Raw genomic sequence first — 15647 nt, forward strand, 5'->3', positions numbered from 1 at the left:
AAGAATCGCCACGTACCTACCAGGCAAGGAGATCCTGTGCTCGACGCCGACTTCTTCCGCCGTTGGATGACGGCGACCACCGCGCTGGTGGACCGCGAGGCGGAACGGCTCACCGCTCTCGACTCACCCATCGGCGACGCCGACCACGGCAGCAATCTCCAGCGCGGGTTCACGGCCGTGGCCGCCGCGCTGGAGAAGGAGGCGCCCGGAACTCCCGGCGCCGTCCTGATCCTCGCCGGGCGGCAGCTCATCTCCACGGTCGGCGGTGCCTCCGGGCCCCTGTACGGGACGCTGCTGCGCCGTACCGGCAAGGCGCTTGGGGACTCGGCGGAGGTGAACGCGGACCAGCTGGCCGAGGCACTGCGGACGGGGGTGGACGCCGTCCGGACGCTGGGCGGTGCCGCGCCGGGCGACAAGACCATGGTCGACGCCCTGGTGCCCGCCGTGGACGCCCTGGGCGACTCGTTCGCCGCGGCCCGTACGGCGGCCGTGGAGGGAGCCGAGGCGACCACGCCGTTGCAGGCCCGCAAGGGCAGGGCGAGCTATTTGGGCGAGCGCAGCATCGGTCACCAGGACCCGGGGGCGACCTCGGCCGCGCTGCTCTTCGAGGCGCTGAAGGAGACGGCCGGTGAGTGACGAGCAGCGGCTGGTGGGGATCGTGCTGGTCTCCCACAGCGCCGAGGTGGCCGCCTCCGTGGCGGAACTGGCGAAGGCCCTGTCGGGCGGCGCCGGGGCGGTGGCCGTCGCCCCGGCGGGCGGTACCGCCTCCGGTGAGTTCGGTACCAGCTCGGAACTGGTCGCGGCCGCCGCCGCGTCCGTGGACCGGGGTGCGGGGGTCGCCGTCCTCACCGACCTCGGCAGTGCGGTGCTCACCGTCAAGGCGCTGCTCGCCGAGGGCGACGAGCTCCCGGACAACACCCGTCTCGTGGACGCGCCCTTCGTCGAGGGCGCGGTGGCGGCGGTCGTCACGGCCTCGACGGGCGCCGACCTCGCGGCCGTGGAGGCGGCGGCCGCGGAGGCGTACACCTACCGGAAGGCCTGAGCGGACGGTCCGAACGGGGGAGGCTGAGCCGGAGTCCAGATTTGGAGTCCAGAACCGGAGTCTTGCGCCGGAGGCCCGGACGGACGGTGCCGACGAAAGGTCCCGACGGAAGGTCCGGGGCGGTCGGTCCCGTCGGGTCCCGGCCGCCCCGGCCCGCTCAGTCCCCGTCCACGAACTTCCGTGCCAGCCGCTCCCCCGCCTTCTCGGCCGCGGCCGTGTCCTCGATGGGCTCGACCTCGCTGTCCTTGAAGACGATGTACGTCACGTCGGAGGCCACGCCGCCGCCCGCCGGATCCGCCGGGATGCCGAGGGAACGCGCGGCGGCGTAGGAGGCCTCGCCGACGAGGTCGCTGGGGCCGACGTCACCGACGACCGCGTACCGCACCCGGTCCCCGTGGACCAGGGCCGCGAGCGATCCGCCGCGGACGTCGTCCTCGCCGGGGTCCCAGGTGTCGCTCGGTCCGGGCACGACGACGTAGGGCAGGCGTTCGGCGTCCAGCGGGCGGCCGTCCGACTCCGTGTACGCGGTGGCGGGGCTGAAGTGCGGGTCGGTGCGGCCGTTGCACCGGTCGCCGGGCCTGCCGTCGCAGTCGACGTCCAGGTCGGCCTTCCAGTACACGGCGTCCTCTGTGCCGCAGACCGGGATGTCCGCCGGCGCTCCGGCGTCGCTGCGGTAGCGCCCGCGCGAGACGGGGTCGCAGTCCCGCACCCTGGCCAGCAGGTCGGCCGCGCGGACCGGTCCCTCGTGCCCGTTCCGCTTCGGACGGGCACCGGCCGCCGAGTCCGGTCCGACCCGCGAGGGGGGCGCGGGCTGCCCGGCCGGAACGTGCGGGACGGGTCCGACCCGGACTCCGGACCGGTCCGCGCGCAGCGGCACGGCCCGGTCGGGGGTGCCGGGCAGCAGGATCCGCGCCGGGTCGGGGAGTGGCGCGGGCGGAGCGTCGGGGAACGTCGTGGGGGCGAGCAGGGCGGCGCTGGCCGCGACCAGTGTCAGCGACTGGACACGCACGTTGTGGCCTCTCCTCGGGGACATGGGCGAACACTCGGCCCCATCTGTCCCCGAAACGCTCACGCGACCACCTTTTACAGGGCCAGACGGTGCACACCCGCTGTCCGCTCCGTGTGACGAGAGGCGGACGACCGGGGGCGGGCGGGCCGGGCCTGTTCCGGCTCCGGCCCGTCCGGCCGCCCGCGCCGGCGCGGGGTCAGCGACGACAGCGGTCCACGCGCCACCGGACCGAACTGCCCTGGACATACGAGGAGTTCGGCCGTGAGGTGACTCAGCATACGTAACCCTTCCGAGTGACCGTGACCCACGGCCCTCTTGATGTGGCCGCGCCATAGGCGTCATATTGGTCCGGACCATTGCGGGCCACGGCCGTCGAGTCACCGCCGCAGCCGTCGAGTCGACGCCGTAGGGGAGGCAGAGCCGTGCGTGACGTTCCCGTTCCCGCTCTTGCGCGCCGGTGCGCCCTGCTCTGCGGGGTGCTCGTCCTGCTCACGTCCTGCGGCTGGGGCACGGGCGAGGACGGTGACACCGGTGGGCTGCCCGCGGTGCCCACGGGCATCACCGCCAAGGCCGGCAGCGCGACGACCGTGCACGTGATGTGGAACGCGGTCGACGACGTCGAGACCTACGAGGTGTACCGCGGCGGCACGCTGGTCAAGGAGGTGCCGGCGTCCGAGCGGATGGTGGACGTCACCCGGCTGCGCCCCTCGACGGCGTACGCCTTCACCGTGCGGGCGCGGGACGCCGACGGGCGGCTCGGGCCGCGCAGCCAGGAGGTGCGGGCGACCACTCCCGCCGCGGTGGCCGACGCGTCCGCTCCGACCCGCCCGGGTGACGTGCGCGGCCGGGCGGTGGACAGCCGGGCGGTCCAGCTCACCTGGTCGGCCGCCGAGGACGACCGCGAAGTCGTGTCGTACGACGTCTACCAGGGCGACGCGAAGGTGCACAGCGTCGGCGGCGAGCAGACGGCGGCCGTGGTCACGGGGCTGCGACCGGGCACCCGTTACGCGTTCACCGTCCGGGCGCGGGACGCCGCCGACAACGTCTCCCCCGCCGGCACCGCCGTCCGGCTCACCACCCCGGGTTCCGACGACGGGCGCACCACCGCGCCCACCGGACTGCGCGCCGCTTCCCGTCTGGCCGACGGGGCGTACTACCTCGACCTGTCCTGGGTCCCGCCGCGCACGGACGGTCCGGTGACCGAGTACCAGATCCACCTCGACGGACGTGCGGCGACCTCGCTGGTCTACGGGGCCGACGCGCCGCGCGACCGCGCCGAGTACAGCTTCTACACCGGTCGCGAGGCCGGGGTCACGCACCGGGTCCGGATCCGGGCGAGGCTGGCCGACGGGACCTGGGGCGGGTTCTCGGCGGAGCGGAAGGTGACCACGGGCGCGGGCTGATGACGCCCGGTCGGCTCCCGGGCGGGGCGGAGCGGTGAACGCGTCACCTGGGCGGTCGCGCTCCGCATGCGGGCGCGGCCGGCGCCCTGTTGGCTGCCAGAGGGGGCACGGGCGTTCCCGACCCCGGCGGCGCAAGGGATGTACCGCCGACCGTGCCGCCGGAGGGCAGTCCACATGCGCATCTCATCGCCCCTTCTCCGCTCCGGTGCGACCGTGGCAGCCGTCGCCGCGCTGCCCGTCGTCCTGGTCAAAGGGCCGGCTCTGGCCGGACCGGGGATCTCCGTGAGCACCACCGGGACCACGGTGTCGGTCACGACCACGGCCTGCGCCCAGCTCAACGGCAGTTGGGGCACCGCCTCGCTGCTCACCAGCAGCCAGCGGGATTTCGCCCAGGGGCGTCAGGTGGCGCTGTCCGGCAGCGGTTCGGGCCAGTCCGCGGCCTGGTCGGGTATCTCTCCGGGCACCTACACGGTGATCGTCATGTGCTCGAACAACAGCACCGCCGGCACCCAGACGGTCATCGTCTCCTCGGCTCCCTCACCCTCGCCCAGCCGTTCCGCCGCTCCCTCTCCGTCCGCGTCGCCGGGCGGTGTCATGGGCGGTCTCGGCGGGGCCGTCCAGGACTACGGCACGGCCACCCTGGTGGCGGGCGGCGCGCTGGTGGGTACCGGGGCCATCGCCGCGGCGTGGTTCCTGCGCCGCCGCTCGAAGCCGTACCGGTTCTGAACGGGCTCCCACCAAGGCGGTCAGGCCGGTTCGTCGCCGGGCAGCTCGGCGAACTCCGCCAGCGCGTGCCTGAGCCACTGGGTCCAGAACGTCTCCAGGTCGATGCCGGCTCGCAGCACCAGGTGCCGCAGCCGGTCCTCGGTGCTGTCGCGACCGGGCGGGAAGTCCCGCTCCTCGATCTCCTCGTACTCGGCCAACTGCCGTTCGTGCAGCTCCAGATGGCGCCGCAGATCCGCCTCGACACCGGCGGCGCCGACCACGGCGGCGGCGCGCAGCCGCAGCAGCATCGTGTCCCGCAGGGGCTTGGGGTCGTGCGGGGCGGCGGTCCAGCGGGCCAGTTCGGCGCGGCCCGCGGGCAGGACCTCGTAGGACTTCTTCTGCCCGCGGGCCGGCTGCCGGCCGGGCAGTGCGCGGATCAGGCCCTCCGCCTCCAGTTTTCCCAGCTCGCGATAGATCTGCTGGTGCGTGGCCGACCAGAAGTAGCCGATCGACCTGTCGAACCGGCGGGTCAGCTCCAGCCCCGACGACGGCTTTTCGACCAGGGCGGTGAGGATCGCGTGCGGGAGTGACATGGGCTCATCCTAGGGACGGCCCGCCCGCCCTCCGCCCGCCCTGCCCTACAGCGCCGCCGCCAGCTCGGTGCCCTGCTTGACGGCGCGCTTGGCGTCCAGTTCGGCGGCCACGTCGGCGCCGCCGATGAGGTGCGCGCGGTGTCCGGCGGCGACCAGGTCGTCGTACAGGCTCCGGCTCGGTTCCTGGCCCGTGCACAGGACGACCGTGTCGACCTCCAGCACGGTGGACTCGTCGCCGACGGTGATGTGGAGTCCGGCGTCGTCGATCCGGTCGTAGCGCACGCCCGGGACCATGGTGACGCCGCGGTGCTTCAGCTCGGTGCGGTGGATCCAGCCGGTGGTCCTGCCGAGTCCGGCGCCGACCTTGGAGGTCTTGCGCTGGAGCAGGTGGACGGTGCGCGGCGGTGCGGGACGTTCGGGCGCGGCGAGGCCGCCGGGGGCGCGGTAGCCGGTGTCGACGCCCCAGAGGCGGAAGTACGCCTCGGGGTCCTCGTGCGCCTTGTCGCCGCCGTCGGTGAGGTACTCGGCGACGTCGAAGCCGATGCCGCCCGCGCCGAGGATCGCGACGCGTTCGCCGACGGGGGCGCCGTCGCGCAGGACGTCGAGGTAGCCGACGACGGACGGGTGGCCGACGCCGGGGATGTCGGGCGTGCGCGGGGTGACGCCGGTGGCGACGACGACCTCGTCGTGGCCGGTGAGGTCGGCGACGCCGACGCGGGTGTTCAGGCGTACGTCGACGCCGTGTGCCGCCAGCTGCGTACGGAAGTAGCGCAGCGTCTCGTCGAACTCCTGCTTGCCGGGGACCTTGCGGGCGACGTTCAGCTGTCCGCCGATCTCGCTCGCGGCGTCGAACAGGGTGACCTCGTGGCCGCGTTCGGCGGCGCTCACCGCGCAGGCAAGGCCGGCCGGTCCGGCGCCGACGACGGCGACGCGCTTGCGCCGCCGGGTGGGGGTCAGGACCAGCTCGGTCTCGTGGCAGGCGCGCGGGTTGACCAGGCAGGAGGTGATCTGTCCGCTGAAGGTGTGGTCCAGGCAGGCCTGGTTGCAGCCGATGCAGGTGTTGATGGCCTCGGGGCGGCCGGCCGCGGCCTTGGCGACGAAGTCGGGGTCGGCGAGCATCGGGCGGGCCATCGAGACCATGTCGGCGGTGCCCTCGGCGAGCAGCGCCTCGGCCACCTCGGGGGTGTTGATGCGGTTGGTGGTGACGAGCGGGACCGACACCTCGCCCATGAGTCGCCGGGTGACCCAGGTGTAGGCGCCGCGGGGCACGGAGGTGGCGATGGTGGGGATGCGGGCCTCGTGCCAGCCGATGCCGGTGTTGATGATGGTCGCCCCGGCGGCCTCGACGGCCTTGGCGAGGGTGATCACCTCGTCGAGGGTGGAGCCGCCGGGCACCAGGTCGAGCATGGACAGGCGGTAGACGACGATGAAGTCCTCGCCGACGGCCTCGCACACTCGGCGGACGATCTCGACGGGGAAGCGGGTGCGGTTCTGGTACGAGCCGCCCCAGCGGTCGGTGCGGTGGTTGGTCCGCGCGGCGATGAACTCGTTGATGAGGTAGCCCTCGGAGCCCATGATCTCGACGCCGTCGTACCCGGCCTCGCGCGCCAGGCGGGCGGTGCGGACGTAGTCGTCGATGGTGCGCTCGACCTCGGCGTCGGTCAGCTCGCGCGGCACGTGGGGGCTGATCGGGGCCTGGAGCGCGCTCGGGGCGACCAGGTCCGCGTGGTAGGCGTAGCGGCCGAAGTGCAGGATCTGCAGGGCTATGCGGCCGCCCTCGCGGTGCACGGCGTCGGTGACGACACGGTGCCGCCCGGCCTCGTCCGACGTGGTGAGCTTGGCGCCGCCCTCGTACGGGCGGCCCTCGTCGTTGGGGGCTATGCCGCCGGTGACGATGAGGCCCACTCCCCCGCGGGCCCGGGCGGCGTAGAAGGCGGCCATGCGCTCGAAGCCGCGCTCGGCCTCTTCCAGCCCGACGTGCATGGAGCCCATCAGGACCCGGTTGGGCAGCGTGGTGAAGCCCAGGTCGAGCGGGCTCAGCAGGTGCGGGTAACGGCTCATCGGGCCCTCCGTGCGCGGTGTGGTGCCTCTGTTGTAGAGGACCGCCACCTCATTTTGCAACTAGTTGCAAAACGGGGTGGCGCACACTTCACCGCGCTCGGAAGGGCCGGCTCAGTGACTCTCGAGTCGTACGTGCAGTTCCCGTTCCTGGTCCCCGGAGGCCGTGCTCAGGTCGTGCACGGTGAACAGGGAGTCCAGGGTGGTGCGGAACCTCTCGATCGCCCAGTAACCGCCCTGTACGTCGGCCTCCACGGACGCCCCGAGCCGGGCGGGGTCGCACTCGCCCCGCTGTTCGTCGGCCACGTCGAAGGTGCCGAGCCACACGGTCGGGCGCACCTCGTCGTACTCCCTGGTCACGTCGCCCGCGTGCCGGTCGGAGGAGAAGCACGCGCACAGGGTGTCGAACACGACCCGGGCGTCCTCCTTGCTGCATCCGCTCAGCTCCACCGAGACGGACTCCGGATGCAGTCGCTCACCGTCCATCGTGATCGCTCCCTCTCGTGGTCATGGCCGATACCACCAGAAAAGCACCACCCGCCGCCCGGCGCGAAGGGGCCGGGTCAGCCCCGGGTGAACCGGTACGTCTTGCTGTCGGTCAGCACACAGAAGCCGGGCGACACGACGATCACGCGCAGGGTGCCGGTACGCCGGTCGTAGTCGATGCCCTCGGCCTCGAAGCTCCCGGAGCAGGCGCTGCGCAGGGGCAGCTGCCGCAGCGCGGTGACGTGGCCGGTGACGTCGGCGGTGCCGTTCGGTGCCGCCGACAGGTCGATCCTCAGCAGCGGCTTGGTGAGGCCGAAGAGCGTGCCGTCCGGGTCGTCGGAGGAGCAGAGCAACGTGGTGGCGTCCAGGAAGTCGCAGCCCTGGACGTCGCGCACGGCGTGGTCGAGGTGGACGGTGGCGGCTTGCGGGAGGTTCGCCGAGGGCGAGGTCGCGGGGTTGACGCCGGGGGTCGGGAAGACCAGCAGCCGGTTCATGGTGCCCCACTCGCCCGCCAGCATCCACTGGCCGTCCGGCGAGATCGCGGACCACGAGTTGTTGAGCGCCTCCCCGGCGCTCAGCGTGTGCACGTACTCCGACCAGCTCCCGTCCGGTGCCTGCACGCGGAACATCTTCGTGTTCCCGTCGTCGCGCTGGTACGGCTCGATGTAGTGGCCGTCGTAGGAGGCGTCGGGGTCGCCGACGTGGTTCCAGCCCCGGGTGCTGAGGCCGAGCGGGACGGTGCCGATGCCGGTGTAGCGGTTGGGGCTGCCGGCCGGGACCTCCACCGAGGCCAGGCCCTGGCTCTCGGTCAGTGGGTCGGCGCGGTCGGAGCCCACCTCGGTCCAGGTGTCGGCGGCGTCGGCGGCGGGGGCCTTGGCCTGTGCCGGACCCGCCAGGCCGAGCGAGAGGGCGAGGACGGCGAGTCCGGTCAGGGCGACGTGACAACGTTGCCGGGCACGCAGGGGCATGGGGGCTCCTCGGTTGGGGGGCGGCACGGGCGGGCGTGGGGCACTCGGCGCACAGTCTGGACCGCTCACACAGTCATGTACAGACCAACTCCGGACGCGCTTCGTGCGGCGGTCCCGGGCGCTTCGTGCGGCGGCCCCGGGTACTTCGTGCGGCGGCCCGGGCGCTTCGTGCGGCGCTCTCCGTCCTGCGGGGAGATGCTGGAAGGAGACGCGGAGCCATGGAGAACCGGCCCTGTGCGCGGTGGAACGCGGTAGAACAAAGGAGTCGGCAGCGAAGGGCGTGCCGCGTCGGACGGTGAAGGCGGGGCGTGGGATGAGTGCAGCGGGGTCTGCCGGGTTCGAGGGCGAGCCGTCGCCGCGCGGACCCGTGCGACCCAGCGGGCTGCTCGACCTGCTGAACGTGGCCTCGATCGTGCTGGACACCGAGGGCCGGATCGTCCTGTGGAGCCCGCAGGCCGAGGAGCTGTTCGGATACTCGGCGCCGGAGGCGCTGGGACAGTACGCCGCCCGCATCATGGTCCACGAACGCCATCTCGACCTGGTCGTGAAGCTGTTCGGGGACGTCATGAAGACCGGCCGGAGCTGGGCCGGCGCCTTTCCCGTCCGGCGCAAGGACGGCAGCACCCGTCTGGTCGAGTTCCGCAACATGCGGCTGCTGGACGACCGCGGTGACGTCTACGCCCTCGGACTCGCGGCCGACCAGTCGATGGTGCGCCGGCTGGAGCGGGACGTGGCCCTGTCCACGAGGGTCATCATGCAGTCCCCGATCGGTCTGGCCGTCCTGGACACCGAGCTGCGGTACGTGTCGGTCAACCCGGCCCTGGAGCAGCTCAACGGCATCCCCGCCGAGGAGCACCTCGGCCGTACGATCCGTGAACTGCTGCCGGAGGTCGACGCCGACCCGCTGGAGGCGGCGGCACGCGGGGTGCTGGAGACCGGGCGGCCGGTCGTCGACCGGCCCGCGACCGGGCGGACCCCCGCCGACCCGGACGAGGAGCACGCCTGGTCGGTGTCGCTGTACCGGCTGGAGGACGCCCTGGGCGCCGTCCTGGGCGTGGCCGTCTCGATCGTCGACGTCACCGAGCAGTACCGGACGGCCGCCGAGGCCGAGGGCGCGCGGCGTCGGCTGGCCGCCGTGGCGGACGCCTCCGCCCGGATCGGCACCACGCTGCGACTGGACCGCACCGCGTACGAGCTGGCCGACGTGGCCGTGCCCGACCTCGCCGACATCGCGGCCGTGGACCTGCTGGACGCCGTGGTGGAGGGCCGGCGCAGCACGCTGGGTCCGGCCGAACCCGCGGTGATCAGGGCGCTGGCCGTGCGGGCCGACGACGCCCGGGACGCGCTGCGGGCGGCCGACCGGCCCGGCGAGGTCGCCCGGTACGGACCGGATCGCCTGGTGACCGAGTGCGTGCGCACCGGCCGGCCGGTGATGGTGGCGCGGGTGACGCGGGAGGACCTGGGGCGCATCGCCCGCTCCCCGGAGGCGGCCGAGCTGCTGGGCCGGGCGGGCGTGCACTCGTACCTGGCCGTGCCGCTGATCGCGCGGGGCGAGGTGCTGGGCGCCCTGGACCTGAAACGGATCGCCAATCCCCTGCCGTTCGGCGAGGACGACCTGCTGCTGGCCCGGGAGCTGGCCGCCCGGGCGGCACTGCAGATCGACAACGCCCGCTGGTACCAGAACGCCCGCGACACCGCGCTCACCCTCCAGCGCAGCCTGCTGCCCAGCCATCCGCCGGTGACGGGCGGGCTCGAGGTCGCCTCCCGGTACCAGCCGGCCGGGGGCACCAGCGAGGTCGGCGGCGACTGGTTCGACGTGATCGAGCTGGCGGGCGGCAGGACCGCGCTCGTGGTGGGCGACGTGATGGGCAGCGGCATCGCGGCGGCGGCCTCCATGGGACGGCTGCGCACCGCGACGAACACCCTGGCCGCCCTTGAGCTGGAACCCGCGCAGCTGCTCGGGCACCTGGAGCGGACCACGGCGGGTCTGGACCAGGCCATCGCCACCTGCCTGTACGCCGAGCACGACCCGCACCGGCGGCAGTGCCGGATCGCCAACGCGGGGCACCTGCCTCCGGTCCGCCTGCGGACCGGCCGGCCGCCCGAGCTGCTCGACCTGCCCACCGGGGTGCCGCTCGGGGTGGGCGGCGTCGCCTTCGCCACCACCACCGTCGACCTGGAGCCGGGCGACCGGCTGGTGTTCTACACCGACGGCCTGGTCGAGACGCGCCGGCATCCGCTGGACGAGCGGCTGGACGCGCTCCTCGCCCTGCTGGAGGGCCCGGACCGCCCGCTGGAGGAGGTCTGCGACCTCCTGCTGCGCACCCTGCACGAGCCGGAGAACTCCGACGACGTGGCCCTGCTCATCGCCCGGGCCACGCCGCCGGTGCCGTAGGGGTACGGGCGGAGACGGTCAGTCCCTGACGCCGATCACCACGTGGGCGTACAGGTCCTCGCAGACCGCGAGGCGGGTGGTAAGACCGGCCCGGGTGAAGGCGTCGACGGCGTCGGCTGCCTGGCGTTCGCTCGTCTCGACCAGCAGGCAGCCGCCCGGCGCGAGCCAGCCCGGCGCCGCGGCCGCGACCCTGCGCAGCACGTCGAGGCCGTCGCTGCCGCCGTCGAGGGCGACCAGCGGTTCGTGCTCGCGGGCCTCGGCGGGCAGCAGGGCGACCTCGCCGCTGGGGACGTACGGCACGTTGGCCGCGAGGATGTCCACCCGGCCGCGCAGCGCGTCGGGCAGCGCGTCGAACAGGTCACCGGCGTACACCCGGCCGCCCGCGTCGGCGAGGTTGCCCCGGGCGCAGCGCACCGCGGCCGGATCGACGTCGGCGGCGTGCACCTCGGGCCGGTCGAGCGCGGCCGCCAGGGCCGCGCCGACGGCTCCGGACCCGCAGCACAGGTCCACGACGACGTTCGCGTGCGGCGCGTGGGCCAGGGCCTTCGACACCAGGAACTCGGTGCGGCGGCGGGGCACGAAGACACCGGGGGCGACGGCGATGCGCAGGCCGCGGAAATCGGCCCAGCCCAGGACGAGTTCCAGGGGCAGGCCGGTGACACGGCGCTCGACCAGCGCGGTGAGTTCCGCGGCGGTGCGGGACGCGTTCAGGAGGAGGGCGGCCTCGTCCTCGGCGAAGACGCAGCCGGCGGCGCGCAGCGCGGCCACGACGGAGTCACGCGACGGGAGGGACGCGGAGAAGAGAGAAGGAAAAGGAGACGGCGAAGGAGAAGGTGAAGCGGGGAAGGGTGGAGGCATGGAAGCCGAGAGCCTTTCGGGAACCGAAGGGCGCTCTCCCGGTCACTCGTTTCCGGTGACCGCACTGCCGTGAGACGAGAGCACCCGGGCCGACACAGCGGTAATCGGTCTCACCTCCCGGTCGTCCGGCGGCCGGGGCGGTCCGCGGCCGCCGATCACATTACCCCAACGATCAGACGCCGTTGACCTCCCAGAAGCAGTTGATTCACGCGGCCTCCCAGCTGAGTTGTACTGTGCAACCAGCGATGCGAGGAGGACCCGTGACGGCTGCCGATACACCGGACGAGACGACCGTCGCCCTTGGCGGCAGCCCCGTGGACGCGGCCGTGGAGACCATCCAGCGCGAGATGACGACCTTCGCCCGCCGGGCCCGCGCGTCGGCGGGGCGCATGCACCCGCAGCTGTCGCTGGTGTCGTACACGCTGCTCGGACATCTGGAGGAGCGGGACGGCCGCCGGGCCACGGACCTGGCCGCCCACTACGCGCTGGACAAGTCCACCGTCAGCCGCCAGGTGTCCGCGCTGGAGCGCGCCGGGCTCATCGAGCGGCGCGTCGACCCGGACGACCACCGCGTCCAGGTCCTGCACCTGACGGAGACGGGGCGGCACATCCTGGGCCAGGTCACCGAGCGGCGTCGGGCCGCCTTCCGGGAGCGGCTCGCCGACTGGCCCGAGGAGGACCTGCTCCGCTTCGCCGCGTATCTGGAGCGGTACAACGCGTGGCCGTCCGGGGCCCCGGACGAGGAGCGGGACTGAGCAGCGCTCCGGGACACGTACGGTTGACGGGTACGCACTGACGACGGGTACGCACTGATCACGCCGTCCGGAGGCAGCCAGCCCGCCCCGGCGGCCCGAAAGGCACCACCGCATGAACACCACCCGAGGCTTCACCGGGCGCCCGCGCGCCGCCCGGCCGGGACTGCCGCCCGGCCAGTACGACGCGGGCGACGACTGGCCCGTGCTGTCCGCCGAGGTCACGCCCGACCTCGCGCCCGCCGACTGGACCTTCCGGGTGGGCGGCCTCGTGGCCGAGCCCTGTACCTGGGACCTGGCCGGGGCCCGCCGGCTGCCGGCGTCCGGGTACGCGGGCGACATCCACTGCGTCACCGGCTGGTCGAAGTTCGGGGTGCGGTTCGGGGGCGTGTCCCTGGACGCCTTCCTGGACGCCGCGGGTCCGCTGCCGTCCGCCACGCACGCCGTCGCGCACGCCCACACCGGCTACACCGCGAACCTGCCGCTCACGGACCTCACCGGCGGACGGGCCTGGATCGTGTGGGAGTACGACGGGCGGCCGCTCGCTCCCGAGCACGGCGGTCCGGCGCGGCTGGTGGTCCCGCACCTCTACTTCTGGAAGAGCGTCAAGTGGATCGCGGGCCTTACGCTCCTCGACCACGACGAGCCGGGCTTCTGGGAGCGCAACGGCTACCACGCGCGCGGCAACCCCTGGGAGGAGCAGCGGTACTCCGGTGACTGAGACAGCCACGCCCACGGCAGGAACTTCCACTCCCCCGACGCGGTTCGCCGTGCCCGGGCGCATCGAGGTGAACGGCGAGGTGGCCGGGACGTGGCAGACGGCCACGCTCACGGAGATCCGCCGCGAGACGCCCCGCGCGTCGACCTTCCGCCTGGCCGTGCCCGGCTGGGCGGGTCACCTGCCCGGCCAGCACCTGATGCTGCGGCTCACCGCCGAGGACGGCTACCGTGCGCAGCGCCACTACTCGCTGGCGTCCGCGCCGGACGGGTCCGGGCACATCGAGCTGACCCTCGACCGGGTGCCCGACGGGGAGGTGTCCGGCTGGTTCCACACGGTGGCGCGGCCCGGCGACGAGATCGAGGTCCGCGGCCCGCTCAGCGGCTTCTTCGCCTGGCCGGGCGACCGGCCCGCCCTGCTCCTCGGCGCCGGCTCCGGGGTCGTCCCGCTGATGTCGATGGTGCGGCACCACCGGGCGCGCGGCCTGACGGTGCCGCTGCACCTCCTCGTGTCGGCGCGCGGTCCCGAGGATCTGATCTACGCCCGTGAGTACGGCGCGGAGACGACGCCCGTGTTCACCCGCACCGCGCCGGCCGGGACGCCCGTGGGCCGGCTGGCGTCCGCGCACCTGGCGCCGCTCCTGGCCGAGCCGCCCGCCGGCGGCTGGGAGGCCTACGTGTGCGGATCCAACTCCTTCGCGGAGCACGCGTCGCGGCTGCTGGTGGCGGCCGGGCAGCCGGTGGACCGGATCCGGATCGAACGCTTCGGCTGATCCCGCCCGGATCGTGAGCGAGGTCCGCCGGACTGGGTACCAGTCCAGTGCGGGCACTCGCACACGTGGCGCGACACGAAGGCGCGGCGGCCTTCCCGCACTCCCACGGCCGTCCGTCCGATCCTCCGGTCGCGGTGATCGCGGGGAGGTCGACATGCGAACCCGGGTACGCGGCTGGCGCTGGCGGCGCAATCCGCTGCGGCGCCGGTCGGACGTCGTCGAGGCGTGGACCACCGTGGTCGTCGCCCTCCTGCTGTTCGTGGGCGCACCGCTGCTCGGGGCCGCCACAGCCTGGTGGGGCTACGGACAGGCCCAGGCGATCGTCGCCGAACAGCGGGCCGAGCGGCACCACGTCCGTGCCACGGTGGTCGACCGCACCCCCGGATCCCTGTCGACGGGGCAGCTCGGCGGGCAGCACTCGTACCGCGCGACCGTCCACTGGAAGGCGCCCGACGGCACGCAGAAGAGCACCACGGCACGGGTGCCGGCCGACGCCCGCCACGGTGACATCGTCGACGTGTGGCTGGACTCCCGAGGTCAGAGCATGCCGCCGCCGTCGGACGGTGCCGAGATCTGGCAGCACAGCGCCACCATCGGCTCGTTCACCGCCCTCGGGACGGGGCTCGCGGTGCTCCTCACGCACCGCGCCGTACGCGCGGTGACCCTGCGGCGCCGTATGGCGGAGTGGGACCGCGACTGGGCGCTCACCGAGCCGCAGTGGACCCACCGCCGGGCCTGACGGCGCCCCGCCCGCGCGGTCCTCGGCAACGGCCGGACCTGGCGAGCCCTTCGGCCGCTCACGTACCGTGTGATCATCCGTACGGTCCGACACATCCCCGCAAAGGCGGTTCTCGATGGCCCTGTTCGACCTTCCGCTCGACGAACTCCAGGCCTACCGCAGTGCGTCGGCCGAGCCCGAGGACTTCGACGCGTTCTGGAGCAAGACGCTGCAGGAAGCTCGTGAGCACGAACTGGACGCCCGCTTCGAACCGGTCGACACGGGACTGTCCACGGTGCGGGTGCACGACGTGACGTTCGCCGGGTTCGGCGGTCACCCGGTGAAGGGCTGGCTGACCCTGCCGGCCGCGGCGGCCGAGCCGTTGCCGCTGGTCGTGGAGTTCGTCGGGTACGGCGGCGGGCGCGGTCTGCCGCACGAGCACCTGCTGTGGGCGTCCACGGGCCGGGCCCACTTCGTGATGGACACCCGCGGCCAGGGCAGCGCCTGGGGCGGCGGTGGCGGGACCCCGGACCCCGTCGGCGGCACGCCCGCGTACCCGGGCTTCATGACCCGCGGCCTGGACGCTCCGGAGAACTACTACTACCGCCGGGTCTTCACCGACGCCGTGCGCGCGGTCGAGGCGGCCCGCTCGCACCCGCTGACCGACCCGGCCCGCACGGTCGCGGTGGGCGCGAGCCAGGGCGGCGGCATCACGATAGCGGTGGGCGGTCTGGTGCCGGATCTGGTCGCGGTCGCGCCGGACGTGCCGTTCCTGTGCGACTTCCCGCGCGCGACCACGCTCACCGACCGGCACCCCTACCGCGAGGTCGGGCTGTACCTGAAGACGCACCGCGGCCGGACCGAGGACGCGCTGCGCACGCTGTCGTACTTCGACGGCGTGCACTTCGCGGCGCGGGGCCGCACGCCGGCCCTGTTCTCGGCCGCGCTGGAGGACCAGACCTGCCCGCCGTCGACCGTTTTCGCGGCGTTCAACGCCTGGACGCACGAGGACAAGAGGATCGAGGTGTACGACTTCAATGATCACGAGGGCGGCGGGCCGTTCCAGGACGCCGCCAAGCTGCGCTGGCTGAGCTCGTACGCCTGACTCACGGGTTCCGTGGGTGGTGTTTCGGCCGAACCGGCGGACCGGCCTTCACAGCTGGTTTAGAC

Annotated in this window: 16 protein-coding genes; 10 read left to right on the forward strand and 6 right to left on the reverse strand. The window is 73.6% G+C overall.

The features are described from left to right. Positions 1 to 36 precede the first annotated feature (36 nt). Together dhaL and ABS735_RS20935 are read left to right on the forward strand one after the other, a co-directional pair. Positions 37 to 636: a dihydroxyacetone kinase subunit DhaL gene (dhaL, locus tag ABS735_RS20930; RefSeq protein WP_373901126.1), complete on the forward strand. Its 600-nt coding sequence runs from the start codon at positions 37 to 39 to the stop codon at positions 634 to 636. After that, complete coding sequence (locus ABS735_RS20935) at positions 629 to 1042, forward strand: PTS-dependent dihydroxyacetone kinase phosphotransferase subunit DhaM (protein WP_373901124.1); 414 nt, start codon at positions 629 to 631, stop codon at positions 1040 to 1042. The genes dhaL and ABS735_RS20935 overlap by 8 nt, the downstream gene beginning before the upstream one ends. A 157-nt stretch (positions 1043 to 1199) precedes the next feature. Here ABS735_RS20935 and ABS735_RS20940 read toward each other — a convergent pair whose 3' ends face one another. Next, entirely contained in the window at positions 1200 to 2051 is an 852-nt protein-coding gene (locus ABS735_RS20940; protein WP_373901123.1) for a glycoside hydrolase family 75 protein, read from the reverse strand. Positions 2052 to 2473: 422 nt separating this feature from the next. Here ABS735_RS20940 and ABS735_RS20945 point away from each other — a divergent pair, with 422 nt between their 5' ends. Both ABS735_RS20945 and ABS735_RS20950 read left to right on the forward strand, forming a co-directional pair. Then, positions 2474 to 3454, forward strand: coding sequence for a fibronectin type III domain-containing protein (locus ABS735_RS20945; RefSeq protein ID WP_373901122.1), 981 nt, complete (start codon positions 2474 to 2476; stop codon positions 3452 to 3454). A gap of 174 nt (positions 3455 to 3628) precedes the next feature. Continuing rightward, entirely contained in the window at positions 3629 to 4180 is a 552-nt protein-coding gene (locus ABS735_RS20950; RefSeq protein WP_373901121.1) for a hypothetical protein, read from the forward strand. A gap of 20 nt (positions 4181 to 4200) precedes the next feature. Here ABS735_RS20950 and ABS735_RS20955 read toward each other — a convergent pair whose 3' ends face one another. From ABS735_RS20955 to ABS735_RS20970, 4 genes are all read right to left on the reverse strand, one after another. Further along, entirely contained in the window at positions 4201 to 4752 is a 552-nt protein-coding gene (locus ABS735_RS20955; RefSeq protein ID WP_373901120.1) for a PadR family transcriptional regulator, read from the reverse strand. A 45-nt stretch (positions 4753 to 4797) separates the two neighbouring features. After that, on the reverse strand, positions 4798 to 6813 hold the full coding sequence (locus ABS735_RS20960) for an FAD-dependent oxidoreductase (RefSeq protein ID WP_373901118.1): 2016 nt from the start codon (positions 6811 to 6813) through the stop codon (positions 4798 to 4800). A gap of 111 nt (positions 6814 to 6924) precedes the next feature. After that, the gene (locus tag ABS735_RS20965) at positions 6925 to 7296 is read right to left on the reverse strand and encodes a hypothetical protein (RefSeq protein WP_373901117.1); all 372 of its coding nucleotides are present in this window, start codon (positions 7294 to 7296) and stop codon (positions 6925 to 6927) included. Positions 7297 to 7373: 77 nt separating this feature from the next. Beyond that, positions 7374 to 8264, reverse strand: coding sequence for a hypothetical protein (locus ABS735_RS20970; RefSeq protein WP_373901116.1), 891 nt, complete (start codon positions 8262 to 8264; stop codon positions 7374 to 7376). A 313-nt stretch (positions 8265 to 8577) separates the two neighbouring features. Between ABS735_RS20970 and ABS735_RS20975 the strand changes: the two genes are divergently transcribed. Further along, positions 8578 to 10659 carry a SpoIIE family protein phosphatase gene (locus tag ABS735_RS20975; protein ID WP_373901115.1) on the forward strand — a complete coding sequence of 694 codons (2082 nt, stop codon included), beginning with the start codon at positions 8578 to 8580 and terminating at the stop codon, positions 10657 to 10659. A gap of 18 nt (positions 10660 to 10677) precedes the next feature. On the opposite strand, the gene ABS735_RS20980 is transcribed toward ABS735_RS20975, so the two are convergent. Continuing rightward, on the reverse strand, positions 10678 to 11517 hold the full coding sequence (locus ABS735_RS20980; RefSeq protein WP_373901114.1) for a putative protein N(5)-glutamine methyltransferase: 840 nt from the start codon (positions 11515 to 11517) through the stop codon (positions 10678 to 10680). Between the two features lie 260 nt (positions 11518 to 11777). Between ABS735_RS20980 and ABS735_RS20985 the strand changes: the two genes are divergently transcribed. The 5 genes from ABS735_RS20985 to ABS735_RS21005 all read left to right on the forward strand — a co-directional run bounded on the left by ABS735_RS20985 (position 11778) and on the right by ABS735_RS21005 (position 15582). After that, positions 11778 to 12272 carry a MarR family winged helix-turn-helix transcriptional regulator gene (locus tag ABS735_RS20985; protein ID WP_373901113.1) on the forward strand — a complete coding sequence of 165 codons (495 nt, stop codon included), beginning with the start codon at positions 11778 to 11780 and terminating at the stop codon, positions 12270 to 12272. A 112-nt stretch (positions 12273 to 12384) separates the two neighbouring features. After that, positions 12385 to 12990 carry a sulfite oxidase-like oxidoreductase gene (locus tag ABS735_RS20990; RefSeq protein ID WP_373901112.1) on the forward strand — a complete coding sequence of 202 codons (606 nt, stop codon included), beginning with the start codon at positions 12385 to 12387 and terminating at the stop codon, positions 12988 to 12990. Then, positions 12983 to 13759 carry a ferredoxin reductase gene (locus ABS735_RS20995; RefSeq protein ID WP_373901111.1) on the forward strand — a complete coding sequence of 259 codons (777 nt, stop codon included), beginning with the start codon at positions 12983 to 12985 and terminating at the stop codon, positions 13757 to 13759. The genes ABS735_RS20990 and ABS735_RS20995 overlap by 8 nt, the downstream gene beginning before the upstream one ends. Positions 13760 to 13913: 154 nt before the next feature. Then, a complete protein-coding gene (locus ABS735_RS21000) occupies positions 13914 to 14498 on the forward strand; it encodes an Rv1733c family protein (protein WP_373901110.1) in 585 nt (194 codons plus the stop codon). Between the two features lie 115 nt (positions 14499 to 14613). Beyond that, a complete protein-coding gene (locus tag ABS735_RS21005; protein WP_373901109.1) occupies positions 14614 to 15582 on the forward strand; it encodes an acetylxylan esterase in 969 nt (322 codons plus the stop codon). The last annotated feature ends 65 nt before the right edge of the window (positions 15583 to 15647 follow it).

The organism is Streptomyces sp. MMCC 100 (genome assembly GCF_041538145.2).
Taxonomy (GTDB): Bacteria; Actinomycetota; Actinomycetes; order Streptomycetales; family Streptomycetaceae; genus Streptomyces.

Bases quoted from the DNA above. Each gene is read 5' to 3' on its own strand.
- ABS735_RS20970 (WP_373901116.1), bottom strand. From the start codon at position 8,264: ATGCCCCTGCGTGCCCGGCAACGTTGTCACGTCGCCCTGACCGGACTC.
- ABS735_RS20990 (WP_373901112.1), top strand. From the start codon at position 12,385: ATGAACACCACCCGAGGCTTCACCGGGCGCCCGCGCGCCGCCCGGCCG.
- ABS735_RS21005 (WP_373901109.1), top strand. From the start codon at position 14,614: ATGGCCCTGTTCGACCTTCCGCTCGACGAACTCCAGGCCTACCGCAGT.
- ABS735_RS20975 (WP_373901115.1), top strand. From the start codon at position 8,578: ATGAGTGCAGCGGGGTCTGCCGGGTTCGAGGGCGAGCCGTCGCCGCGC.
- ABS735_RS20950 (WP_373901121.1), top strand. From the start codon at position 3,629: ATGCGCATCTCATCGCCCCTTCTCCGCTCCGGTGCGACCGTGGCAGCC.
- ABS735_RS20980 (WP_373901114.1), bottom strand. From the start codon at position 11,517: ATGCCTCCACCCTTCCCCGCTTCACCTTCTCCTTCGCCGTCTCCTTTT.
- ABS735_RS20955 (WP_373901120.1), bottom strand. From the start codon at position 4,752: ATGTCACTCCCGCACGCGATCCTCACCGCCCTGGTCGAAAAGCCGTCG.
- ABS735_RS21000 (WP_373901110.1), top strand. From the start codon at position 13,914: ATGCGAACCCGGGTACGCGGCTGGCGCTGGCGGCGCAATCCGCTGCGG.
- ABS735_RS20960 (WP_373901118.1), bottom strand. From the start codon at position 6,813: ATGAGCCGTTACCCGCACCTGCTGAGCCCGCTCGACCTGGGCTTCACC.
- ABS735_RS20965 (WP_373901117.1), bottom strand. From the start codon at position 7,296: ATGGACGGTGAGCGACTGCATCCGGAGTCCGTCTCGGTGGAGCTGAGC.